The 25,937-nt window shown below is 42.8% G+C and carries 19 protein-coding genes; 11 read left to right on the top strand and 8 right to left on the bottom strand.

From position 1 onward, the window contains the following. Positions 1–17: 17 nt before the first annotated feature. From QSE00_RS17050 to QSE00_RS17020, 7 genes are all read right to left on the bottom strand, one after another. Positions 18–1,745, bottom strand: a complete 1,728-nt coding sequence (locus QSE00_RS17050) for a tetratricopeptide repeat protein (protein WP_286106871.1) — start codon at positions 1,743–1,745, stop codon at positions 18–20. 843 nt (positions 1,746–2,588) lie between these two features. Next, positions 2,589–3,980, bottom strand: a complete 1,392-nt coding sequence (locus QSE00_RS17045) for a pectate lyase family protein (protein WP_286106870.1) — start codon at positions 3,978–3,980, stop codon at positions 2,589–2,591. A gap of 42 nt (positions 3,981–4,022) precedes the next feature. Continuing rightward, positions 4,023–5,534 (bottom strand): apiosidase-like domain-containing protein, encoded by a 1,512-nt coding sequence (locus QSE00_RS17040; RefSeq protein ID WP_286106869.1) that lies wholly within the window; start codon positions 5,532–5,534, stop codon positions 4,023–4,025. An 11-nt stretch (positions 5,535–5,545) separates the two neighbouring features. Beyond that, complete coding sequence (locus QSE00_RS17035; protein WP_286106868.1) at positions 5,546–6,397, bottom strand: alpha/beta hydrolase; 852 nt, start codon at positions 6,395–6,397, stop codon at positions 5,546–5,548. Positions 6,398–6,480: 83 nt separating this feature from the next. Further along, positions 6,481–7,935 (bottom strand): DUF1593 domain-containing protein, encoded by a 1,455-nt coding sequence (locus QSE00_RS17030; protein WP_286106867.1) that lies wholly within the window; start codon positions 7,933–7,935, stop codon positions 6,481–6,483. A gap of 10 nt (positions 7,936–7,945) precedes the next feature. After that, complete coding sequence (locus QSE00_RS17025) at positions 7,946–9,370, bottom strand: nucleoside hydrolase-like domain-containing protein (RefSeq protein ID WP_110356516.1); 1,425 nt, start codon at positions 9,368–9,370, stop codon at positions 7,946–7,948. A 5-nt stretch (positions 9,371–9,375) separates the two neighbouring features. After that, positions 9,376–10,674, bottom strand: a complete 1,299-nt coding sequence (locus QSE00_RS17020) for a nucleoside hydrolase-like domain-containing protein (RefSeq protein WP_286106866.1) — start codon at positions 10,672–10,674, stop codon at positions 9,376–9,378. 304 nt (positions 10,675–10,978) lie between these two features. On the opposite strand from QSE00_RS17020, the gene QSE00_RS17015 reads away from it, so the two are divergent. From QSE00_RS17015 to QSE00_RS16965, 11 genes are all read left to right on the top strand, one after another. Then, positions 10,979–12,394: a DUF1593 domain-containing protein gene (locus QSE00_RS17015; RefSeq protein WP_286106865.1), complete on the top strand. Its 1,416-nt coding sequence runs from the start codon at positions 10,979–10,981 to the stop codon at positions 12,392–12,394. Positions 12,395–12,589: 195 nt separating this feature from the next. Further along, positions 12,590–13,369 (top strand): DeoR/GlpR family DNA-binding transcription regulator, encoded by a 780-nt coding sequence (locus QSE00_RS17010; RefSeq protein ID WP_110356458.1) that lies wholly within the window; start codon positions 12,590–12,592, stop codon positions 13,367–13,369. A gap of 21 nt (positions 13,370–13,390) precedes the next feature. Further along, entirely contained in the window at positions 13,391–14,812 is a 1,422-nt protein-coding gene (locus tag QSE00_RS17005; protein ID WP_286106864.1) for an L-fucose/L-arabinose isomerase family protein, read from the top strand. Positions 14,813–14,882: 70 nt separating this feature from the next. Further along, positions 14,883–15,710 (top strand): transketolase, encoded by an 828-nt coding sequence (locus tag QSE00_RS17000; protein WP_286106863.1) that lies wholly within the window; start codon positions 14,883–14,885, stop codon positions 15,708–15,710. Positions 15,711–15,749: 39 nt separating this feature from the next. Then, positions 15,750–16,691 (top strand): transketolase family protein, encoded by a 942-nt coding sequence (locus QSE00_RS16995; protein ID WP_286106862.1) that lies wholly within the window; start codon positions 15,750–15,752, stop codon positions 16,689–16,691. Between the two features lie 4 nt (positions 16,692–16,695). Then, a complete protein-coding gene (locus QSE00_RS16990) occupies positions 16,696–17,655 on the top strand; it encodes a D-ribose ABC transporter substrate-binding protein (RefSeq protein ID WP_110356462.1) in 960 nt (319 codons plus the stop codon). Further along, the gene (locus QSE00_RS16985) at positions 17,639–18,277 is read left to right on the top strand and encodes a DUF2291 family protein (protein WP_286106861.1); all 639 of its coding nucleotides are present in this window, start codon (positions 17,639–17,641) and stop codon (positions 18,275–18,277) included. Before QSE00_RS16990 ends, QSE00_RS16985 begins: the two co-directional genes overlap by 17 nt. Positions 18,278–18,280: 3 nt before the next feature. Continuing rightward, complete coding sequence (locus QSE00_RS16980) at positions 18,281–19,798, top strand: sugar ABC transporter ATP-binding protein (protein WP_286106860.1); 1,518 nt, start codon at positions 18,281–18,283, stop codon at positions 19,796–19,798. A gap of 6 nt (positions 19,799–19,804) precedes the next feature. Further along, the gene (locus QSE00_RS16975; RefSeq protein WP_110356464.1) at positions 19,805–20,773 is read left to right on the top strand and encodes an ABC transporter permease; all 969 of its coding nucleotides are present in this window, start codon (positions 19,805–19,807) and stop codon (positions 20,771–20,773) included. A 42-nt stretch (positions 20,774–20,815) separates the two neighbouring features. Continuing rightward, a complete protein-coding gene (locus tag QSE00_RS16970; RefSeq protein WP_286106859.1) occupies positions 20,816–22,315 on the top strand; it encodes an FGGY family carbohydrate kinase in 1,500 nt (499 codons plus the stop codon). A 131-nt stretch (positions 22,316–22,446) separates the two neighbouring features. Beyond that, a complete protein-coding gene (locus tag QSE00_RS16965; RefSeq protein WP_286106858.1) occupies positions 22,447–24,465 on the top strand; it encodes an aceric acid hydrolase in 2,019 nt (672 codons plus the stop codon). Positions 24,466–24,477: 12 nt separating this feature from the next. Here QSE00_RS16965 and QSE00_RS16960 read toward each other — a convergent pair whose 3' ends face one another. Beyond that, entirely contained in the window at positions 24,478–25,905 is a 1,428-nt protein-coding gene (locus QSE00_RS16960; protein ID WP_286106857.1) for a nucleoside hydrolase-like domain-containing protein, read from the bottom strand. Positions 25,906–25,937 lie beyond the last annotated feature (32 nt).

Below are 25,937 nucleotides of genomic sequence, written 5' to 3'. Positions count from 1 at the left end.
GGTTGTTTTGATTATTACTATAATATGGAACTGGTTATTTTGATGTCTGCATATTGCCACGCCTTATCAAACTCTTTTTTTATTTTCTTGGCTTCAATAATTTTACCCTGTGCAGTTAAGGCATTGTATAACCCTATCAAAGACCACCCGTTTTGTCTTAAAACTTTCAAATCCTCCTTATAAGTTTTTTCAGCTTCGCTATATTGCCCAGCTTGCATTAGGACTGCCCCTAAATTTTGTCTTGTTGGAATATGCCAAGCCGACGGTTCTGTATAGGTTAGACCATCTTCAATAACTACGGCCTGGCGAAGGTGTTCAATAGCTTTTGTCATATGGCCTTTCATCGCTGCCAATTCACCGGCAACCACTTCATAGGCTATATTGGCTGAATGTATGGAAGCATTATTTGGAGTGGCTACTAAAGTTTCAAGTTCTGGGTCGTTTCTAAGTTTGTCAATGGCCTTCAATTCTTCTAGAGCTTCTTTCGAATTCCCTTTTCTGATAAAGGCCAACCCCCGTGCATAATGCCTAATGAGGTTAAGGTGTTTTATATTGGGACTTGGAGCGGGTATGGACAAGATCTCGTTCCATTTGCCAAACCTTGTATAGGCCAATAAAGGGGTGGCGGCAAAATCTTGTAGAAAGGGCATTTCCACAAATTCTCCAACAGGTACCTTTTCAGCTGTTTTTCTTGCGGCATCTATGGCTATTTCACTGGCACCCAATAAACTGGCAGAAGACCATAAAAAATGTATGTTATGGGGGTAATAAGCTAGAGGGTACAACCCTTGGGAAAAACATTGGGAGATATAATCCTCATCTGCCAATATTGCAGCTTGGTTCACCTTTACTGCATCCAAATAGCGACCCACCCGTATGTAAATATGTGAGGGCATATGTACTATATGCCCGGCTCCAGGCATTAAAGTGGCCAATTTATCTGCACTGGGAACCCCTAGATCCGGATAAGGCAATTCAACCATATGGATATAATAATGATGTCCCCCAGGGTTTTCAGGTTTAAGTTTTATTGCCTTTTCAAGAGCGGCTTTGGCTTCTGCTATATTAGGGGATGCGTTTCCGTCTTTGTCCCAGTAATTCCAGGGCACAGTATTCATTACCGATGCCGCATATAATATTAGGATGTTGGCGTCTTCGGGAAATTTTTTAACCACTTTGGCCATTGCCTCCATATAAGCCATATTTAGTTCGGAAACATCTTTTGTTAGGTCCTCACTATATCTTGCTGCCAATGCCTCTATTAATGCTTTTTCCTTTGGACTTGCCTTTGAGGCCAACCGCTTGGCCTTGGACATGGCTTCATTTATCTTTTTCTTGCGGTCATCATCAGGTAATGGATCATTAATGTTAGGGCCTAAGGCAAATGCCTGTCCCCAGTAAGTCATTGCAGAATTAGGGTCTAAACGTGACGCTTCCATAAATGAACGGTGTCCCTCTGCATGGTTAAAGGCATAAGAAAGTTTAAGTCCTTGGTCAAAAAATGCCTGGGCCCTTGGCTTTTCTGTGGTTATTGAAAAATGCAGATTCCCTAAATTCTCAAATAAAGGGGAAATTTGCTTTGTTGTATCTACCGCTGTCAATAAAAATTTGGCAGGGGTACACTTGATAAAATTATAAGCCAATTTTGAAGTAGTGTCCGGCCTGGTCTTGGCTGTTCTGATCACCGAAAAATACAGTACGGGCACAATTGCTATGCTAAAAAGTATAAGACTTATTTTTTTCATTATTTTATTTTTTTGATTTATGAATTGATATTATCGGATTAAATCTGATTCCTTTTGAAGGGTATGTTCGCGAAGTAAAACTTTCCATGATCTATAGATTTGAACTTGAGACCGCAAAAATATATGCGGATGAAAGCCTAAACAAAAAAACGGACTTGACCTATGTTAGGAATTGCTATGGGTTCCTATTTACTTGGTACTTTTGGCCAAATTACCTGGATATTTATAATTGTATGGCGAGAAATATAGGCAACTCACAAACGATATTTTTAAGAAATTCCAGAAAGATGTCAACTACAATACTGATGTGAGGCTATTTTTTATGTTACCCCCATTCTAGAATAATCCCATAACCACCATTACATTGGCTTTTTTGGACAGGGACATGAACAGGCCATTGAAATCAGGTCAATTCCAGGTGTTGATCGGGGCTGGTTTTGAAGAATTCAGGCGTTCAATGGCCCTGATAAAAGTGGAAATAAGAATATAGAAGTTTGTATTTTTGGCGCTATTCCGAGTAATTTATAAATCAAAGTACTGTCCTAATAAAAGAGAATGGATTGGGAATTAGCCTGTAGTGATGCAATCCCAAGGTTTGTCATCCATACGAACCTAGAAATAGGGAGTATCATAATTTTTTTAATCCATTCATTTCAAGTTTTGTTTTTATGCATTTCTTTGATATACAATGAAACCAGATCATTGCATATAAATCAGTGTTCAATTCAGGATGAAACAATATGCCACATATGTTATAAAAAGAAAACTCCTGTGGGAACAACTGGACTTCAAATTATAGGATTAAGGGTCAATAATAATATTTATAATAGGGAACCAATGAGGTTACCTATCAATTGAATTCAAATATTTTTCCAACATGGTATAACCATCATTGGCTACGGTGTTTCTATCAGCTGCATTCTTGGGATCTAGGTTGTTTGCCTCTTCCCAAACATCTGGCATGCCATCGTGATCAGTATCTGTTGGGGCAGATAAACTTTTTAATGCTGGCCAACCGCCTACATCATTTTGGGAATCAATGATGCCACTTTTTTTTGATGGATCGGCAACTTTATGATCTTTTTTGTAGGTTGGTCCTTCAAAATTGGCAGCTCCGTTCTTTACCTCCCTAATAATTCGAAGATCCACAGCATCCCGTTTTGGCAGGGTTGTTCCTGCATTTTGGAGTACCAGAGCATAAGCTTCTTCAGGAAGCTGTTGGTGAATCGCCAATGACGGCCATGGTTGTTCCAATTTTAGACCATTAAGATATTCACTACCGTCTTGAGGCTGTACCCCTCCCAGCCAATTGTTCTCCGATACCCACTGGTTGCCTTCAACCACATTGCCCGAAACATACCATTTTCCGTAATCGTCCTCCTTGTTGCGAGACCATGGGGCTACTATACGATGTGTAACTTCACCTGGTTCCGTGGCCGGCCCGGCCTTATAGTAATTGGCCACCATGTTAATATTGGAAAAATTGAACTTAGTATTGCCCACCTGAGCAACCTCTGCACCGTAGGCCGATTCGTAACCCCAGTTATAGACCACATTGTTTCGGTAGTCGACATTTCCGCATCCTGATGCAAAGCGAGGATTACGATTGGAATGATTGGCAAATAAATTGTGGTGGTAAGTGCTATAATTGGACCCCCAAATACCTCCAAAGCCATGGTTGCCTTTGTGGTGGTTGGATTTATAAAGACTTTCGGCAATAATGCACCACTGTACGGTAATGTTCTTCCCGTGGTAGATAGACATGGTTTCATCGATACTCCAACTTGCAGAGACATGATCTAAAATGAGGTTATTGGTATATCTGCTAGTAATGGCATCTGTTTCTTCTCCCGATTCATCCCCAAGTCGAACTCTTATATAGCGAATAATTACCTCGTCGGCGTCGATCAATAGTGGGCGTCCCCTTAAGGTAATTCCATCTCCCGGTGCGGTTTGGCCCGCTACGGTAATATTGGGATTTTTAATGCGTAGATCACTTTTCAGTTGTATGGTCCCCGAAACTCTGAATACTACCGTTCTTGGGCCTTTGGCCTCAATCGCGGAACGCAGGCTGCCCTCACCATTATCATTGATATTCGTGACTTCATATACGTCGCCACCGCGACCACCAAGGGTGTACTTGCCATACCCTTCGGCAGTAGGGAAGGCTAATTGTTGAGCGTATATACTAAGTCCAATTAGCGCCATTGCCACCGATAAAATTGTGTGTTTCATAATTCACTACTTTGATTATTTGCAATTCTCCCTTTTTATACTTTACTCGGCGATCCGAAGTACCAATATGGCATCTTCCCAGCCGGTGGGCGGTACCATATCACGGGATTCATTTTCTTTAAAGGCGGCTATGTTTTCTTTTTGTCCGTCCCTAGGATAGAACCAATAGGCTTCGGCATCTGTATTTAGGATATTTGTAACCTTACAGGTTGAGTTGTCCGAAAAATAGACGATTACCATATCGTTCGACTCTGTGGTCACTGCAGTTTTTAAGTTTTCCCCTTCGCCAATTACAGAAATACTATTCCCATTTGGTATCCATTGGTGCCAGCTGTGGTCCATTAGAAATTTTTTGGCCACATTGGTAATTTGTACTGCACCGGGAAAATCCAATGCTTGCTGCCAGGTATAGCCACAATTGTAGTCCCCCTCATTCCCCCGCATGGACCAAATGGGGCCTGCCCCGTAGGTATGACCTGCACCCCCGGCAAAGAAGGTGTGATAAAATTGCCGTCGAACTCTTACCGGTGTAACCCAACCACAAACATGGCGATAGGAACCATATTCGTAGGATCCTTCTAAAAACAGACTTGGTTTAACGGGTTTGTTCAATTGGTAATCTCCCAACATTGTTGGGTAGACCTGGTCAAGTTCGCGCCACACTTCAACCCCATTTGCTGTAAGCCATGCATCTGAATGAAACCATTTTGAAGAATTATCCGGTGCGTCGCCATCAGGATGAAAAGTGATAAAGACCTTGTCCCATGCCGGGTGTTTTTGGTTCCATTTTGGACGCTGGCCGGTGACGCCCTGTGCTATGCCTTCCGCCATGGCGCGAAACACATTACGTCTGTCCCATTGTTGTTGGTTGGCGTTTTTGTCATACCCATCAATTTGGGCTTTTGCATCGCCTCCCAGAACCCAGATAATATTAGGTTCACCCTGGTACCGTTTACCTAAAAATTCACCATAGGTACGGGCTTCCTCCTCTGTAAATTCCTGTTGGGCCCCTCCCATCTGTGGCGTTATATAGGCACGGCCCCAGCAGGGCAGTAAGGCCAGGTAAAGGCCTCTTTTTTTAACTGCCTGGACCACGTAGTCCATATGGTCCCAATAATCATTGGGAGCGGAGGGGCCTCCACCTGAAACCACGAGAGGTTCCGAGGTATTTGGCATAACCTCGCTACCGCTAAAAGGACGAAAGCCATAGGTGTTGGCAGCATTATGGGGTCCCATTGGCATTCCTCCTCCATGTGGATACCAGAATGCTACGGTCTGTATGACGGTAAAACCAAGTTTTTGTCTATTATCTAGGTACAGGTCAATTTCTTCCCGGGTCAATTGCTGGACCATACCCCAGCCAGTATCGGCTATCCAAAGAAATGGGCTGCCATTGGTATGTTGAATATAATGTCCGTTTGAAGAAACTTCCAACGCACCCTTTTGCCATGGTGTTTGGGCGGTTACAAAAAGGGTCAGACTAGTCAGTGCAACTAACAATACCCTTTTTTTTAAGGAACTGTTTTCTTTAGTCGTGGTTTTTTTAATGCTCATTTTCTTTTGTTTTAGTTAGGTGGTGTTGCAAGAGTTGCTTTGATCCAGGCTATGACCTGGCTGTTGTAGTTGGGCAGGTGTTTGTTCCATTCGGTCAACCGATGTGGTGCCCCTGGAATTGTAATCAAATCGCAATGTACGTCGTTGTTTTTTAGCTGTGTTTGGAATAAAAGAGACTGCTCATAGGGCACGGATTGATCTGCATTGCCATGTACCAATAGAAAGGGGGGAAGTCCGGGTCGGATGTAATTGATAGGGGATAGTGCTTTAAGCATGCCAAGGGATTCAGCGGTCAATTCCTGAGGACGATTTAAGAGGCCTCGTTGTGCTTTTCCGAGTATATTTCCCCTTTTGGGTAGTTCCTGTACAAAATCCGTAAGGGGAGCAAGGGCAACCACTGCCTGTACAGTGGTGGATTCATCAAGAACGGTAGCCGCATAGCTAGCCAAGTGTCCTCCTGCAGAATAACCGATAAGGACAATTTTGGAAGGATCGCCCTTGTAATTTTCAGCATTGGCCTTTACCCATCGAATTGCGGTCTGTATATCGTTTAGACATGATGGCCACCGATGCTCTGGAGCTAAACGATAATTGATGGAAAACCACGCAAATCCAGCCTCGGAAAGCATTTTCAAGGCTGGTAAATCTGCTGTATGGGCCTTATCACCTCCAGTCCAACCACCTCCATGTACGTAAATGGCAACCGGAAATGGTCCAGGTCCGTTGGGTTCATAAATATCCATGAGTAATTTATGTCCGGAAACTTCTCCGTATTCAATATTGGCATATATACTGGGCGAATGAGTTTGTGCGCCTACTTTTAATACTGTCAATAGGAAGTATGAGAAAAATAACAAGTGCAAATTCAGGGATTTTATTCGTGAATTATATGGCATATAATTTTTAAATTGTCCTATATAAGCTCCCTGGACTATCATTTGAAAAACTAATTAATTGTAATAATTACGCGTTGATACCTGGTTAGCTTAGGGGTGCCATTGTCCGTAACTTCACATATAATATGTATGTTTTTACCCTTCATTGCATTAGGGGGTACTGTAAAGGAAATATTCTGTTTATGGGCATTTGGTATTACAATGTTCCCCTCAAAGGTATCGGCCTCTTGATATTGCCACCAGGAATAGTTTAGTTGATCACCGTCTGGGTCCATTGTTCCTTTAGCACTTAAATTAATCTTACTCCCAGGTTTTGCCGTAATATCCAAGGGGCTAGTTAGTTTTACAATGGGAGGGTGGTTAGCTTCGTCATATGGTTTTATGCACCAATCGGCCCTAGTGGCAAAGTCGTTCTGCAACGCATCGACCCATCGGGTTATAGGTTTAAAATAAGCCTTCATTAAATCCATATTTTTAGGATAATCCTCGCGCATATAATTTCTGCCCCATGCTGTTTTTGTGTACCATCGTCCTTCTGGGTAATGGTAACCTGCTTGCGGAACAGGATCCAGCCAAGTATTTTCCCGAACATTGATATAGCGACCGCCCCAGCCTCCAAAGTCTGGCGATTCCAAAGAACGGAGACCTGTTGGAATAGTGTGGATAAATGCCGGCGAATCCCCTTCAGATCTAAAATCCCCTTTAGATTTGGCATCCCCTGCAATAAACCCTTCCTTATCATTACCACCCTTATACGCCTCGTATAAGGAACACAGAGGGCCGTGATCTTCCAAAATATTCGATTTCATCCAATCGCTTTTAAAAAATTTCTGTTTGTCCTGGGGCATTATTTTGTCCCATTGATAGGCGACGGCCCAAAACTGATCACTTATAATGGTAGGGATATTATACTTTCCCCAATGTGGATGAATGTAGGATTGATAGGTGCCATCTTGTTCCCAGATAAAGAAAAAGCGTAATTTATTGGCGACATATGCCATCTTATCATAATGTTCTTCCTCTATGGTTTTTAAGGCCCTGGCAATGGTATTTGTGCCACCCCAAGCCTGAATCCAAATGGGTCTGTCATCGGATTCATCCAATAGCACATTGGCTATATGTGTAGATCCAGGGGTAATGGAATCCATTTCTCCTTCGCTTTCAACATTTCCTAGGAAATTAATCGATTTTAAATAATTGGGTGTGGGGTAATCCTTACTGTGCTTGATAAGGTTTGGGTAGACATCCGCATAGGCTTCAAGATAGGGGTCTATCCAGTCATCTCCCGCCCATTTGTGGCCGTGCCAATGGTATTGGGAACTTGTGGTTACAATACCCTCAACATCCCATTCGTTGGCGTAAAGCAAAAACCTTACCATGGAACACTCATCGTCTATTTCACCATCCGAGGTTATAATTACGCGTTGTTTTTGGCTTTGGCCTTTTACAGGGATGTGGCAGGCTAATAGCAGAATTATAAAACCTGAATAAAGAATTTTTTTCATTTTGTAGTTGTTACTCTTCAACATTGACTATCACACGTTGATATCGTGTTAATCGAGGTGTTCCATGATCGGTGACCTTGAGGATAACGTGCATGGTTCCTGTGCCGGAACCCCCAACCCGTTTGGTAGGAACGGTAAACCATGCTTCGGGCTGATCAAAGTTTTCAATGTCCACAGGTTGTCCACTACGGGCACTGGAAACAGAAAATGTTCCGGCTTCCTCGTAAATGGACCAATGGTATGATAGGGCATCGTTATCAGGGTCACTGGATCCTTTTGCACTTAAAAGTATTTTATCGCCTTTTTTCGCCACAAGATTTTTGGCATGTGCAAGTTTGGCTATGGGAGGGTGGTTCGCCTGGTCATATGGTAGGATAGTCCAATCCATTCTGGCGGCAAAATCGTTTTGAAAATCTTCCCTCCAACGCCATATGGTTTCGTGGTTGCCCGAGTGCCATCGGCCATCAGTACCAAGGACTTCGTCTACAGCATCGGAAAAGATAGGTCTGGTCTCTGGATATAAAAACCACTTTTGCATCCTTGGGGTGTAGAGTTCGTATCTGCCTCCCCAGCCGCCCCATTCCGGGTGTTCCGGATAGCTTAGGCCGTTATTGATCAAGCCAAGGAAAGAGGGTGTGTCTCCTTCCATTAGATAATCCCATCTGGGGTACTCGGCCCCTAAAGGCCCTTTTTTCCGTATATTCCGATCCAACCATTCGTTTGTAACAATACTAAAATCGGCTCCATCGCAACGAGCGTGAAAAAAGTCGCCGCTAATACCGCTCCAGGTGGCATGATGATAGCCGCCTCCTGCGTTAAAGCCAGGACTCACAATGTAGAATAAATCCGGAAATTCTTTACGGATCCAGGGACCGCTATCGTCCTGATCGGAAATAGTGTATACCCGTAATTTCTTGACAAATTGTTCCAATGCCTTTTTTGAACGCGTTTCCCTGACTTTCCAGAGGGCCTGAGCCAATACATTTGGCCCGCCCCATACCGTTACCCATAACGGCCTTGTGTCATTTTTATCCACGGCTTTGATTAATAATTCGGAGGCCGGGGAATCTTTTCCGGCCCCAATGGCCTGTACCCCGTACTCTGGCAGTCCTTCTGTAATCTTGGAATACAAATCGTCTCCCGAAGGAAAGCCCGATTCGTGTTTTTCAAGGTTGTCCCTTACTTTACCATAGGCTTTTACAATTTCTTGGATACGATAGGTCGCCACCTTGTTTTGTTGGTGTACAGATGTGGTAGCGGCCAATCCTTCAATATCATAGTGATTGGCATATACCAAAAAACGGACCATGGACATGGCGTCATCCGGTTCGTTTTCTATGTCGGTAAGAACAAATACTCTAGGTTTTTCTTGTGCAATGGCGATAGTTGTAAATAAGGCTATGCCAACGATTGCAATGAGGTTGTTGATTTTCATCTTTTTTATTTGTTTATTGATTGCCACCTTTTGGCCCAATCCATTAAATAGGCTTCCCGATGTTTTGAAATTGTTTTTGCCCCCTGTTGATCCCCAATAAAAAGGTCAGGGGATGTCTTGTCGCTATACCAATTGGAACCAAGGGGGTAATCAGTGGGGGTTGTTTTGCCTGGCCATGGGGTTGTACTAACAAACTGACCACTTTGGGCATCCAATTGGGGTATGGTGCTTTTGGTAACATAGCTGCCGGTTTCCGGTTTTTTGGAGGAGTAGCGTACTCCATAGGTTCCGTTGCCAAGGTAATATCCTGGCCATGTTTGATTGGAAATCTCCAAGGTGAAACAAATGGAATCTTGCGGTATGGGCAAGTCCGGTCCTTTAAACCTCCATTCCAGTTCGGCGTAGGCGGTTACTGTATCGTTCTTACTACTGTTGCCTTCAAAAATAGTTCTTGAACTGTGGGTGATTGGGGTAAAACTTCCACCCCAACTTTCGCCCATTGGATTATCTGGGTCACCATTCATCAAATAGACCAGGGAAGGTGTGTCGCCCATTTTAATGTCGCCATTATAATGATTTTTAAAATTCTTTCCTAAGGCACCTCTTCCCTGTATAAAGTTGTCGTAATAGGATTTACCCTTGAGTTCATTGGGCGATTCGGAATCCATGAACCAACCTCTGTAGGTAGCATTCGCCTCTATTATCCATAGGTTAGGGTGATTTTTCACGATGTAGGAATAGGCATTGATGCTCCATTTTTTATTTGGACCACCTATCCAATATACTCTAATGTCTTTTTCAATTTCAGGTGCATCATGTAGTGCCTGTGCCAAATCTACCAAACCACCCCAGACCAAAATCCATAGAGGTTGGTCCGTTGTTTTTTTGGCGCATTTAATGATCCATTCCGAACCTTCGGTGGCCTTATCGTAGCCTTTGTAGGGTGCCTCTAGTTTTGAACCTTGTTTACATACGGCTCTTAGGGAGTCCGGATGGGACAGGTTGGGGAACTGTTGCTTTAATTCGGGTAAATCCTTTTCATAAAGATCTATCATATCCAGAAAATTCTTTTTGCGACCATTGCCAAAGGGGGAAGAAACCAGGCCCTCTATTTGGAAAAGGTCGGAATACATTAGTAAATGTATCATGGATTGAAAATCATCGGGATCGGTTCCTCCAATATCCGAACTGATCAATATCCGAGGTTTGGTTTTGTCCCCATCCGGGCTATCACATTGCATCAGCATACCTATTGCTAGTGATCCTACTATGCCTATAAGGGATAAAATCTTTAGAGAGGTCATGCAAATAGTTTTTTGATAAAAATTGTCAAGCTACTAGAAACCATATGATTGTGATTTGTTCAATTAACCACAAATATATATAAAAGAAAATAAAAGAAAATAAAAATAAATAATCGAAATATTTTATCTTTGTGCTGTTGTGGTTTTTTGGAATGGATTGTTTCCTCATCACGACCACAAGAAACCTTATGAGCCCTATAAAAATGAGATGGACCCTAAGGAGGGAAGGTGGGGTTCGGTTTTAAAATAAGGAAGTGTAACGGAGATGTCCATTGTCAATTCCATTAATGTGTTAAATTAAATTATGAGGTCTTACTTTTTCTTAATGTTGATTTCTTTCGTTCTTGCGTCTTGTTCCCCATTGCGGACAAAGACCACAGGGGTATCTACAGGGGTAGTGCAGCTGAAACCACGTTTGGTGGTGCTCACCGATATATCCACCTGGGAACCGGATGACCATGAATCTCTGATTCGGCTTTTGGTCCATGCCGATATGTTTGAAATTGAGGGAATTGTAATCACTACAGGGTGGAGTATGGAAGATGTTGATAAGGTGAAACATTTTAAGGAGATAGCTTTAGGCGTCATAGAGGCTTATGACAAGGACTTGCCCAATCTAGTTAAACGCTCAAAGCAAAATGGTTTTGCCTATGATGGGGAAAGGCAGCAAATAGGCTATTGGCCAAGTGCGGAATATTTAAAGAAACGCACAGTGTTCGGTAGTATGAAAATGGGGGTGGACAAGCTTGGAGGTGATAATATTTCGGACGGAAGCAACCTTATTGTACAGTTGGCTGACGAAGATGATGATCGTCCAATTTGGGTGTGTTTCTGGGGAGGTGGCAATACGCTGGCGCAAGCTATATGGCAGGTAGGGCAGCAACGAAACGAACTGGAATTAAAAAAGGTTTTGAACAAAATTCGGGCATATGCCATTACGGACCAGGATAGGCCGCAAAAATCTAGTTTCGAAACAAGCTCCCATGCGTGGATGCGCCGGGAGTTTTCAGATGATCTACTTTTTATTTGGGATGATTGCGCTTGGAGGTACCAGAATGGAACGGGGAAAAGTAAGTGGTCGGAGTATGGGGAGCATATCCAGAATCATGGCCATCTTGGGAGTCAATATCCAAAATATAAATGGGGGGTAGAGGGGGATACCCCTTCTTTTTTACATATCATGCCAAACGGTCTCAATAATCCTGATCAGCCCACCCAAGTTAGTTGGGGAGGGTATTCACAATGGGGAAAGGGAGAGGACAATAATGGGTACTCGTACGTAAACTATGCGGGAAATGAAAGTAAAATTTGTAGGGGATATGGAGACTATTTTTATGCCGCTACATTTAACAATTTTGCAGCTAGAATGGACTGGGCCCAAAATGGTACTGGCAATCGCAATCCTGTTGTTGTAATTGAAGGTGATAGTAGTTTGGGCAGCATAAGCATAAAGCCTCAGGTGGGGGCTAGTGTTGAATTGGATGCATCGGCTTCCTATGATCCGGACGGGGATTTATTAAGCTATAAATGGTGGGTCCAGCCTGAAGCTGGAACATTTAATGGGGAAGTGATCCTTTTGAACAGTACCTCTGCCACTGTCACCTTGCAGGTACCCCCAAATGCCGTTGACAAAAGCTTTCATGTAATTTGCGAGGTGACGGATAAGGGTGTGCACAATCTGACCAGCTATCGCCGGATAATATGTGAGCCGGAAAAATAGATGCGTTATTTTTTTTATAAGGGGAAATTTTAAACCGAATGGTGCATATGGGAATGCTATGGGCGCGGGCCTGTTTTGAGGCTATGGTGTAGTTGATCGAATTAGCGGGAACAGTAATAAGTGAAACAATATATTTTGAATTTAAATTAAAAGAGTTTTTATTTGTTTACGAATATTTACTTTTATTTATGAACTATGGCATATTTACCGAATAAGAGGCGTGAAAAAATTGTTGAATTTTTAAAAGAGGACGGATCTGCTAAGGTGGCGGACTTGGCCAAACTTTTTAAAGTCACCGAGGTGACTGTTCGCCAAGATTTGGAAAAGTTGGAAAATCAGGGATTGATAATGAGGGAGCACGGTGGTGCCTATCTCAAAAATATGGGGGACCAAGTCCGCAATTTTTCCTTGGTTCAACAGGATAATTTGGAATTGAAGGAAGCTATTGGGCAAAAATGTCTCGAATTTATTGAGAGCGGGGATACTATTATTCTGGATTCCGGCAGTACAACTACCGAAATTGCCAAAAAACTTATCGGGTATAAAAACTTAACGGTTATTACAAATGCCCTTAATATAGCGCTATTGCTAGGTACGGAACCGGGTATTGAAGTGATTATGACCGGAGGTGAATTTAAGCCTCCTACACTATCGTTGACAGGGCAAAAGGCGGCCGACTTTTTTAAAGGGCTCAATGTGCAAAAGTTGTTTTTGGCTACGGCCGGCATCTCTTTAAAATCGGGACTTACCTATCCCAGTATTAGCGATCTTGTAGTAAAGAAAGCAATGATAGATGCTGCGGATATCACGTATTTGGTGGCCGATAGCTCCAAAATAGGTAAAAGTGCCCTGGCGAGTCTGGGAGCCCTTTCATTGATAGATTATATCATAACGGATTCAGGAATGGAAGAAAAGGATCTAAAGGTTTTTAAGGACAACGAAATAGAAGTGATATTGGCCAAGGCAGATAAGTAAGAAATAAAAAAAAATAAGAATATGAGTACCACAAAATCACCATTAAGCATTGGAATTATAATAGGAAATCGTGATTTCTTTCCAGATAGTTTAGTGGAAAAGGCCAGGACCGAAATTATCGATGTCTTTGCCAAATTAAAATTGACACCGGTTTTATTGGAAAGTACCGATACAAAGCTTGGTGGTGTGGAAACCTTTAGGGAAGCACAAAAATGTGCCGAGCTTTTTAAGAAACACAGTGGGGAGATTGCCGGTGTATTGGTGCTTTTGCCCAATTTTGGGGATGAGAAGGGGGTAGCCGATACCTTAAAAATGGCCAATTTGAACGTTCCTGTATTGGTGCAGGCCTATCCGGACGAATTGACTAAGATGAATGTCGTGAATCGCAGGGATTCCTGGTGTGGTAAAATTTCGGTCTGTAATAACCTCTATCAGTACGGTATAAAGTATTCCTTGACGAGTCAGCACGTTTCCTTTCCTTCAGATATTCCTTTTCAACAGGATCTTAAGGATTTTGTTGCGGTTTGCAGGGTAGTGAGGGGGGTGCGAAACGTTAGGATCGGGGCTGTAGGGGCTAGGCCCGGAGCATTCAACACGGTACGTTATTCCGAAAAGATATTACAGCGCAATGGCATTACCGTAACTACGGTCGATTTGTCCGAAATCTTGGGTAAGGCCAATAAACTGACCAAGGATGACGCTTCGGTCAAGCAACATTTGGAAGCCATCAATGCCTATGTGCCACAGGGAAAGACTCCGAATGAGGCTATGTTGCAGATTGCAAAATTGGATGTAGTCTTAAAGGAGTTTATGGAGGAATATGCACTTGATGCCACGGCTATTCAATGTTGGACTTCCCTACAACAGAATTATGGATGTAACGTGTGTACCAGCATGAGTATAATGTCCGAAAATATGTTGCCATCTGCTTGTGAGGTCGATGTTACCGGAACCCTCAGCATGTATGCTATGCAATTGGCCTCGGGGTCTCCCAGTGCCTTGGTGGATTGGAACAATAACTATGCTGACGATCCCAACAAATGTGTGCTTTTTCATTGCGGCAACTGGGCGAAATCCTTTTTGCCCGATATTAAGATGGATACCGCTCCAATTCTTGGTACTACCGTGGGAGTTGAAAATACCTATGGCGCCCTTGATGGGAGAACACCGGCAAATCCACTTACTTATGGGAGAATCAGCACCGATGACCCCAAAGGTATTATCAAGGCCTATTTTGGGGAGGGTGAGTTGACCGATGACCCTTTAAAGACCTTTGGAAACCGAGCAGTGGCCCAAATTCCGGATTTACAGGGATTAATGCAGTATGTGTGTAGGAATGGATTTGAACATCATGTGGTAATGAATGCATCCAGGACAGGGACCATATTGCAGGAAGCTCTGGGCAATTATATGGGTTGGGAAATATACAACCACAATGTTTAATTGCGGAATAACTGGAATGGGGTCTTTGGATGTATAATTTAAGGAGCAGTAATTTGAGAGAGTTCACAACATGACAAATAAGGAAATAAAAATAAAATCGGTAGTACTTAGAAGAAATATTCTAAAATACATCTATAAGGCAAAGGCCGGGCATACGGGTGGAAGTCTATCCTGTATTGATATTTTGAACGTACTGTACAACAAGGTATTAAATGTGGATCCAAAGGATTTTAGGAATCCAGATCGTGATAGATATATCCAAAGTAAAGGACATTGTGTAGAGGCTCTTTTTGTAACCTTGGCAGACCGTGGTTTTTTCCCGGAATCTGACTTGGAAACCCTTTGTAATTATCAATCCCATTATATAGGACATCCAACAAAAAAGGTTCATGGGGTTGAACAGAACACCGGAGCATTGGGGCATGGGCTATCCATTTGTGTAGGGGAGGCCGTTGCAGCAAAACTGGATAATAAAAAGCATCGTGTGTTTACACTGTTAGGGGATGGGGAATTGCCCGAAGGCTCTAATTGGGAAGCATTTTTATCGGCTTCACATTATAAATTGGACAACTTGTATGCCATTTTGGACAATAATAAGCAGCAGATTACAGGAAACAACAAGGAGGTTATGAATACCGATTCCATCCGTGATAAACTGGAGGCTTTTGGTTGGGCGGTAAAGGAGGTGGACGGACATAATCTGGAGCAATTGGAAGAGGCATTGAACAATGGTCCCCTCGAAAAGGGAAAACCAAATTTTATCATAGCACATACCACCAAGGGCAAAGGCATTAGCTATATGGAAGGAGTATTGAAATGGCACCACGGAGTACCATCGGAGGAGCAGTATATATTGGCCCAATCAGAATTAAATGAGGCGGAAGCACTAATTCACTAGTATATGGAATTGGATAAAATACAAGATAAAAACTTATTAATGGGGGAACCTAACCAAGTGGTTTTTTCCGAAATCTTACAGGAGTTGGCGGCTGCCGATAGCTCAATAATTGCCGTAACAAGTGATTCACGGGGCTCGGGTAAGCTAGTTCCTTTTGGTGACAAATATCCCAAACAAATAGTTGAAGTGGGAATAGCCGAACAAAATTTAGTGGGAGTTGCGGCCGGCTTGGCCTCTGCTGGCAAAAAGGCATTTGCAGTTTCCCCTGCATGTTTTCTTAGTGCCCGTGCCCTGGAACAGATCAAGAACGATGTAGCCTATTCCGATAACCCGGTAACCTTGGTAGGTATTAGTGCCGGTGTAAGTTATGGTGCGTTGGGAACTACCCATCATAGTTTGCACGATTATGCGGCCCTCAGGGCCATCAACAATATTATCATCGTAGCTCCGGCGGACAACTTTGAGACCGAACAGGCAGTTCGCCTAGCCGCCCAATCGAACAAGCCCATTTATATGAGGCTGGGAAAAAAGGCGATGCCATTTTTAAATGTAGCCGATACGTCTTTTGAATTTGGAAAAGGTCGTGTTGTTCGGAAGGGTAGGGTCCTAACTTTTATTGCCTCTGGGGAAACTGTTTATCCGGCTTGGCTGGCAGCGAAGAAACTTGAAGAGGATAAGGGGATACGCTCCACGGTAATTAGTATGCATACCATTAAACCTTTGGATACCCAATTGTTGGAAAGCATCGCAGCAGGTGGGCAACCCATTATTACGGTAGAGGAGCACATGGTGAATGGCGGTTTGGGGGAGGCCTGTGCGGCACATCTTTTTCAAAAAGGGTACAAAAATCCATTTCGTATAGTTGGAATTCCCGATGAATATACCGTTACCGGCTCACAGATGGAAATATTTCAGCATTACGGGATTTCCGAAGAAGGTTTATATAATCTAGGTTTGGAAATGCTTACTAAAAACTCCTAAATACATGGGCAAACAATTTTTTTCAGGTATAGTAAAAGCCATAGTCCCGATCATTATTGGGTTCCTGCTATTGGGCTGTGCCCAAAGGGATGATAAGGGGCCCAAGAAAATAGCGGTGGTTATTTCCACTCTGAACAACCCATGGTTTGTGGTATTGGGCGAATCGGCTGCCACCCGGGCAAGGGAACTGGGCTATGAGACCACCATCTTCGATTCGCAAAATAATACGGCCAAGGAGGCAGAACATTTTGAAAATTTAATCGCCGCAGGATACAGTGCAATATTGTTCAATCCTACCGATGCCGAGGGGTCGGTCAGCAATGTAAATAGGGCCAAACAAGCGGGTATTCCAACCTTTTGTATGGATAGGGAAGTAAACTCCTTGGAAGGTCCGGTTACCCAGATAATTTCCGATAGTTTTTCGGGCTGTGTGGATTTAGGGCAATATTTTGTCAGGCAAATGAACAAAAGTGGTAAATATGTAGAGCTGTTGGGCCTTGTTGGAGATAATAACACATGGAACCGTTCCAAAGGCTTTCATAGTGTGGTGGATTATTTCCCGGATTTAAAAATGGTAGCGCAACAAAGTGCCGATTTTGACCGTAGTAAGGCCATGGAAGTGCTGGAATCGGTACTACAGTCCAACCCTGATATTGATGCCGTTTTTTGTGGTAACGATGCCATGGCCATGGGAGCCTATCAGGCCTTGGTCTCTGTAGGAAAGGCCGATAGTGTAATGGTATTCGGATTCGATGGCTCACAGGATGTTATGGATGCCATTAAGGATAAAAAGATTATGGCCACAGCCATGCAATCCCCAAAATTTATGGCCCAGACAGCGGCAGAATTGGCCGATAAATATTTGCAGGGAGAACGCGATATGCAGAGAAAAATGCCTATCGCCGTTGAAATTGTAACTCAGGATAATATAAGTGAATTTGAGGCCTATGGCAGTGAAGAATAGTATAAAAAAAACAATCAAATACCTCTTGATTGCACTACTGGTCGGAGTGGCTTTGTACAACTCGGTTTATTTTGAACCGTTGGATGAGAGGCATATCGCCCAAAAAAAAGGTGTTTTTGACCCCGATGCCTTTGCGCAAAAGTTTATGGAAACAAAATTAACTGGACTCCCGGCAATGGAGGCAGGGCAATTTATGGAAGCATTGGAACAGGACCTTGAGCAATTTACTGCTGAAAAGGGGCGCAAAATGGGAATAAGCAATGATTACTATTTCATAGTGGAAGGCAATGGGATAGTGTTGGATATAGGAAATGAAAATGTTCGTATCAAGCTTGAAGGAGTCGCTGATTCTGAATTACTTATAGCTACGGACTTTATATTTGGGAATGCCATACGTGAAGGCTCTGGAATGGCCAGTATTGGCGATTTTCAAAACACTATGGACTTTAACAGCATCTCGGTAGCCGTTAACAATAGGGTGAGAACAGATGTAGTTCCTCCTTTTTTAAATGAAGTGGAAGAAGGCGATCACGTTTATTTTAAGGGTGCAGTAGAGGTAAATACGAAACATCCAGATCTTCCAAATTTAAGAATCATTCCTTTAATTTTAGAAATAGAATAGACTGTGGGGGCGGAAAACATCATACTAAGGGCAGATAATATCACCAAAAAATTTGCAGGTGTTACCGCGCTTAATGGGGTTTCGCTCAATGTTCATCGAGCTAAGGTCAATGTTATTGTAGGCGAGAACGGGGCAGGGAAATCTACATTGATGAAAATACTGTCCGGAGTATACCCCGAATATGAGGGCACACTGCTACTGAACGGGGAGAAAGTAAATTTCTCGAGCCCAAAAGAGGCCATGAAAAGTGGTATAGCGATCATACATCAGGAGCTAAATCTTATCCCTTATTTAAGTATCACAGCCAATATCTTTCTAGGGCGCGAAATCGTGGACTCCTTTGGTATGTTGGATTTCAAGAAAATGAACCAAATGGCCAAGGCCCTTTTAACGCGGTTGGAATGCGATGTGCCGCCAACAACGTTGGTGGCCAAGTTAAGGGTAGGCCAACAGCAGCAAGTGGAAATTGCCAAGGCACTTTTGGAAGATGCCAAAGTAGTGATAATGGACGAGCCCACCTCTGCAATTACCGATGCCGAGGTGGAAGTGCTTTTTAGGATTATCGCTACATTAAAAAAACAAGAGGTGTCCATTCTGTATATATCCCATAAATTGGAGGAGCTGTTTAAGATAGCGGACCGCTTTATTGGATTGCGGGATGGGAAAATGGTTGGTACCATTGAAAATGTTTCACAAGCAAAAAAAGAGGACCTTATTCGTTTGATGGTCGGGCGCGATATCAAAAATCTTTATGTTAAGGAAGACTTGCCTCTGGGTAAGGAGGTGTTAAGGGTAGAAGGTATTTCCCTGCCTAAGCATACCATAAAATCTGAATACCTGGTAAAGGATGTGAGTTTTAACCTGCGAAGGGGAGAAGTGCTGGGCATTTTTGGTCTGATGGGAGCGGGCAGAACCGAATTACTGGAGACCATTTTTGGACTACATTCCAAAACCATGGTCGGAGATATCTATATAGACGGACAAGAGATAAGGATTACCTCGGCCATGGACGCCGTTGCCAATGGAATGGGATTGGTACCGGAAGATCGCAAGGCGGATGGTTTGGTATTACAGATGCCCATTTTTAAGAACATCAGTATGGCCAGTATAGACCAGATAGTGAAAAATGGATTATTGAATTCGGGTTTGGAAATGGATTTGGCTCATAAATATATAGGCAACCTCAACGTAAAAACGTCTTCCCCCGGCCAAAAATCAGAAAATTTAAGTGGGGGCAACCAACAAAAAGTAGTGTTGGCAAAATGGTTGGCAACGACCCCTAAAATACTTTTTCTGGATGAACCAACCCGAGGCATTGATGTTAATGCCAAAAACGAAATATATCATTTGATAAATAACCTTGCCAAGGAGGGACTTGGGGTCCTGGTGGTCTCTTCGGAACTTCCTGAAATTATGGCCATTTGCGATAGGATTTTAGTGATGGGAACATCGCGTATTACTGGAGAATTTAGCCAAAAGGAGGCCACCGAAGATAAAATAATGAACGCTGCAATTTTATAATTAAAAATGGATATAAAAACGACTATCATTAAATTCCAATCCATCATTGCCCTTTTTGTACTGTGCGTGGTATTGGCCTTAATGTCCGATAAGTTTCTGACCATGGAAAACGGGTGGAATATTATGCGGCAAATCTCGGTAAATGTATGCATATCCGTAGGGATGACCTTGGTAATATTGACCAGGGGTATAGATCTATCAGTGGGTTCCATATTAGCTTTTAGTGGTGCAGTGGCTGCGGGGCTGTTAAAATTTGGTATTGATATGCCTTCCTTGAACCTCTATATTGGCTTTACGGTATTTGGCGCAATTTTGGGAGGTTTCGTTGTAGGTGGGGGACTGGGACTTTTTAATGGATGGATGATTACTCAATTTAAGGTTCCTCCATTTGTGGCAACCTTGGCCATGTTGACCATTGCCAGAGGAGCAACAATGCTTTGGACAGGGGGTTTTCCTATAACTGGATTGGGCCCCAATTTTGCATTTATCGGTACAGGGTGGTTTTTGGGGATTCCTATGCCGGTCTGGATAACTGTTATTGTGGTTGCTATTGCGGTTGTCATAACCAAAAAAACCAAATTCGGGAGGTATATTTATGCCATTGGGGGCAATGAGAGTGCTGCACGTCTTTCAGGGTTAAATATCAATAAAATAAAAATTTGGGTGTATGCCATTGCCGGTATTTTAGCAGCTGTGGGAGGAATTATACTTACCTCCCGATTGGATTCCGCACAGCCCAATGCGGGATTTAGTTATGAGTTGGATTCCATTGCCGCAGTAGTTATAGGGGGAACATCCCTGTCCGGAGGTAGGGGTTCCATCATGGGAACGGTACAAGGCGCACTCATCATTGGGGTGCTCAATAGCGGTTTGGTTTTGCTGAACGTCTCCCCTTTCTGGCAACAGATTATTAAGGGCTTTGTTATTTTAATAGCCGTAATAATGGATAGGGTAAACCACCCCAATGAAGACTAACGCATGCTAAAATAAATAAGGCACTAATCCACTATATAAAGAATGGCCAAATCCTATATTTTATCCATAGACCAAGGTACGAGCGGTACAAAAGCATTAATTTTTGATGGCTTGGGGAATTTGGTTTCCAAAGCATCGGAGCCGCTCAAATCCTATTATCCCTTTCTAGGTTATGTGGAACAAGACCCCAATGAACTATACCAGAATGTTCTTACAGCCGTTGGGAAATGTTATAACGAATTTGTTCAAAGTTTTCCTGCTGAAGAAAAGAACATTATTTCCTGTGGAATTTCCAATCAAAGGGAGACCTTCGTTGTTTGGGACAACTTTGGCACACCTCTACACAATGCCGTGGTGTGGCAATGTAAACGTTCAGTGGCCATCTGTGAAGAATTAAAGCAACATGATCTGGAACAAATGGTCAACGCCAAAACAGGACTTACCATAGACCCCTATTTTTCGGCAACCAAAATGATGTGGCTCAGGCAGAACAATACGGTCATAGATGAGGCCATAAAACAGGGAAATGCCAACTTTGGAACCATTGATACTTGGTTGCTGTATATGCTTACCAACAAAGAAAAATACTATACGGATCATACAAATGCCTCAAGGACCTTATTTTTTAATAGTTATGAATTGAAATGGGATGAAGGGCTACTGGATAAATTTGGATTGACTGGACTCAAACTTCCTGAAGTTTTGCACTCCTCAGCATTCTATGGTGAATCTGATTTTGGAGGAATTTTACCGGCCAAAATACCCATAACGGGAATGATAGGTGACTCCCATGCCGCTTTCTTTGGGGAGGAGTGTTTTACTACTGGGATGGCCAAAGCCACCTTAGGTACCGGGTCTTCCATATTATGGAATACGGGTAAAGTTGCCCAGCATAATAAAAATGGTATACTAACCACCATTGGTTGGAGTGCCCAGGGTAATGTAAATTATGCACTGGAGGGTGTTATCGTTAGTTGTGGCGCAACCTTGGAGTGGTTAAAAAATCAGCTTGGATTATTTGTGGACAATAAAGAGATAGAACCAATGGCCACCTCTGTTAGTGGGAATGAAGGAGTCTACCTTATTCCTGCATTTAGCGGTATGGGTGCTCCGCATTGGCAGAAGGAATGGAAAGCCTCGATCCACGGTATAGGTTTTGGGACTACAAAGGCCCATATAGTTCGTGCAGCACTGGAATCCATAGCGTTTCAAATAAAGGATGTGGTAGCTGCCATAGAAAATGAGACCCAAAAGCAGCTAAAGGAGTTGAAGGTAGACGGGGGGATCACGTCCAATCACTTTTTAATGCAGTTCTTGGCCGATATTTTGCAAACACCGGTCACCAATATTGGAATTTCCGATGTTTCTGCTAGAGGAGCGGCCCTTATTTCAGGCTTGGGCTTGGGATTTTGGCAAAGTGTTGACGATTTGCCAAAACCGGGATATAAGGGTTTAATGACCTATCAACCCCGGAATATGTCCAAGGATTTACGCGACTCATACACTACTTGGCAAGAATTGATAGAAGAAAAAAAAAGGTGATATCATAATTTTGCGCTAAAAGATATATCCAGGAAATACGGTAATTGAGACACCGGGTCCATGGATTTTGAAGCTAGTCAATACCTTTAAAACATCTTGGGGCCAATGTGAATTATTATAAACGAACTGGTATGACACTAAAAAAATATATTTTGACCAACCTGATGGTTTTACTGACCATTGGGACATATTCCCAAAGTAAAGGTTTAGTTAATAATGTAAATAGTCCATATGCCAAATTGCAGAGTGTAGATCTTGATGCTGTACAGTGGACCCATGGTTTTTGGAAAGAACAGTTTGATGTGGAAAGGAATCATACCTTGACCTACATGTGGCAGCTTTACCATAGCGATACCACGCATGCATACAAGAACTTTGAGATTGCCGCTGGGTTGATGAAGGGCAAACACAAAGGCCCTTCGTTCCATGATGGGGATTTTTATAAACTTTTTGAAGGTATGGCCGCTGTCTATGCAGTTACCAAAGCCCCCGAGCTAGACACCCAAATGGATGAGGCGATAGCCCTGATAGCCAAAGCCCAAAGAAAGGATGGCTACTTGCATACCCCAGTTTTGATAGAGGAGCGTTGGGGCACCTTGGGACCAGAAAAATTGCAAAAGCAATTGGGTTTTGAAAAGTATAATATGGGCCATTTGATGACGGCCGCCTGTGTACATTATAGGGCCACAGGTAAAGATAATTTTCTAAAAGTGGCCGAGGGTGTTGCCAACTTCTTGTACGACTTCTATAAACAAGCATCCCCCGAGTTGGCACGGAATGCCATATGTCCGTCGCACTATATGGGAGTGGTTGAAATGTACCGCACTACAAAGGACCCCAGATATTTGGAATTGGCCAATAACCTGATCAATATTCGCGGGACTACCGAGGACGGTACAGATGATAACCAGGATAGAATACCTTTTAGAGAGCAAATGAATGCCATGGGGCATGCCGTGAGGGCCAATTATCTGTATGCCGGGGTCGCAGACCTCTATGCCGAAACAGGGGAAGAACAACTTTTGAAAAATCTCAATGCCATTTGGGAGGATGTGGTGTATAGCAAAATGTATATTACCGGTGCTTGCGGTGCTTTATATGATGGGGTTTCCCCTGACGGTACCTCCTATAGACTTTCCGAAGTACAAAAAATACATCAGGCCTATGGTAGGCCTTATCAATTGCCCAATGCTACGGCCCATAACGAAACATGCGCCAACATAGGCAATGTTTTGTGGAATTGGAGAATGTTGCAATTAACTGCAGAATCCAAATATGCAGATGTTGTAGAGCTGGCCCTGTACAATAGTGTGCTTTCCGGAATAGGTCTAAATGGTAAGGAATTTCTTTACACCAACCCACTTGCGGTTAGCAAAAACCTGCCCTTTCAACAACGATGGGGCAATGAAAGGGAAGGGTATATTTCCAAGTCGAACTGTTGCCCCCCAAACGTTACCCGTATTTTGGCAGAAGTGGGCAACTTTGCTTATAGCCTTGGGGCACAAAGTTTGTATTTCAATCTATATGGAAGCAATCATTTAAAAACAACCCTTGAAAACGGGTCACTTTTGGAGATTGAACAAAGGACGAATTATCCATGGGATGGAACGGTTCACATTACGCTAAAGGAAATACAGAAAAAAGAGTATTCCATTTATTTACGAATCCCTGGCTGGGCTTCCGAAGTTGATATCTCGGTCAATGGAAAACAATGGCTGGGCAAGCCCGACCCCGGATCCTATTTTGAAATTAAAAGGATATGGAGACCAGGGGATGAGGTATTACTTAATTTATCCATGCCAGTTCAATTAATGGAGGCCAACCCCTTGGTTGAGGAGGTAAAAAATCAAATTGCGGTAAAAAGGGGCCCCTTGGTGTATTGTGTGGAGTCCAAGGATCTTCCCCAAGATATGGATATCAATGAATTAATTTTTGATAGGAATGCAATTTTTCAGCCTGAAATGATTCAGATCCAGAATAGGGAAATACTATCATTAAAGACCAATGCCTTTGGAAAGGATAATAACTGGGATAAAAAACTATACCGTCCCATTGGTCCGTCAAATAATAGCTTTCCCTTGAGGTTGATTCCTTATTATGCCTGGGGCAACAGGGGCAAAGGAGAAATGACCGTATGGTTGGCTTATTAGTATTCCGGAGGACTAATTTGGAAGAACTGTCACAATAACGCGTTTGTACCTGGACAATGCTGGTGATCCCTTGTCCGATAGCTTCAAAATGAAATGAACGGTTTCCTTTTTTTCTACTTCCGGAGCTCTTAGGTTTACAATATGAACATTCTCGGCACCCAAATCTATTTTTTCTTTATACGAGCTTTCTTCTGGATAATGGAACCACAAATAACTAAGATTGTCACCATCAGGATCGGTAGATTTAAAAGCATCCAGGCTAAAGGCTTCACCGGAGCTTACCGTTAGTAGATCAGAATGGGTGAGCTCAGGTATGGGAGGGTGGTTTGCTTCTTCATATGTCTGGGTGCACCAATCCATACGGGCGGCAAAATCATTTTGAAAATCGTCCCTCCAGCGCCATAACGTTACTTTATTATCCTTGAATGTAATGGTATCCCTTTTAACCGAACGTCCGTATTCCTTCGGAATGTAAGGGGTGTAATTATCGACTGCATTGGTCCAAATTGGCCTGGTCTCAGGAGCAATTGTAACTATGGAGCCTCCTTTTTTTGTTTTTGAGAAATCTGGTTTGTATAATTCATACCGTCCTCCCCACGCACCCCATTCCGGATGTTCAGGTTCGTTAAGTCCGTTGGGTATTAACGATAAAAATGCTGGTGTATCCCCTTCTACGCCCCAAGCCACATCGGGATATTCACTTCCAAGAGGCCCATGGTCTTGTTGTATGTTCTGGGCTATCCAAGTATTACTGATTACACTATTGTCTATTCCGTTTATATAACTATTGATGCCTGTCCATGTAGCAGAGGCGTAAAAATCTCCAGGACTAACAATATAAAACAGGTCTGGAAAATTGTTCCGTATCCAAATGCCACTATCATCTTGGTCCGAGATGGTATAGACCCGGAGTTTAGAAATTAATCGTTGTGCCTCTTTTTTACTTTTTGTTTTACGAATTTGGTCAAGGGATTGGGCCAAAGTATTAACCCCGCCCCACACTGAAATCCACAAAGGTCGATCATCTTTTTCTTCCAAAACTTTGATTATCCAGTCGGAACCCTCCGAGTTTTTTCCATCACCAACGCCCTTCATACCATATTCAGGAAGACCTTTTTTAATTAGTGCTGTCAATGTTTCTGGTTTGGGAAAACCAGCTTCATGCTTTAAAAGGTTGGGCTGTACTTTACCGTAGGCCCTAATGACCCTTTCTATAGATTCAGGGGCTATTCTATTCTGCAACCAGCAAGAGGTTGTTGCAACAATTCCCTTAATGTCAATTTGGTTCGAATACAAAAGCAAACGTACCAAGGATTGGGTGTCATCCGGGTCGGCTTCAATGTCGGTTAAAACAATTACCCTATTTTTTTGATTTATTTGGGCAAAAGTGGTGATAGAGCAGGCTAAACAAAAGGAAATAAATAAATAAAATGTTTTCATATCAATGGTGTTAATGGTTTTTTAAACTTTGA

Source organism: Arenibacter flavimaris, assembly GCF_030291335.1.
Lineage (GTDB): Bacteria > Bacteroidota > Bacteroidia > Flavobacteriales > Flavobacteriaceae > Arenibacter.
This window is presented reverse-complemented; position numbering and strand designations above follow the sequence as displayed.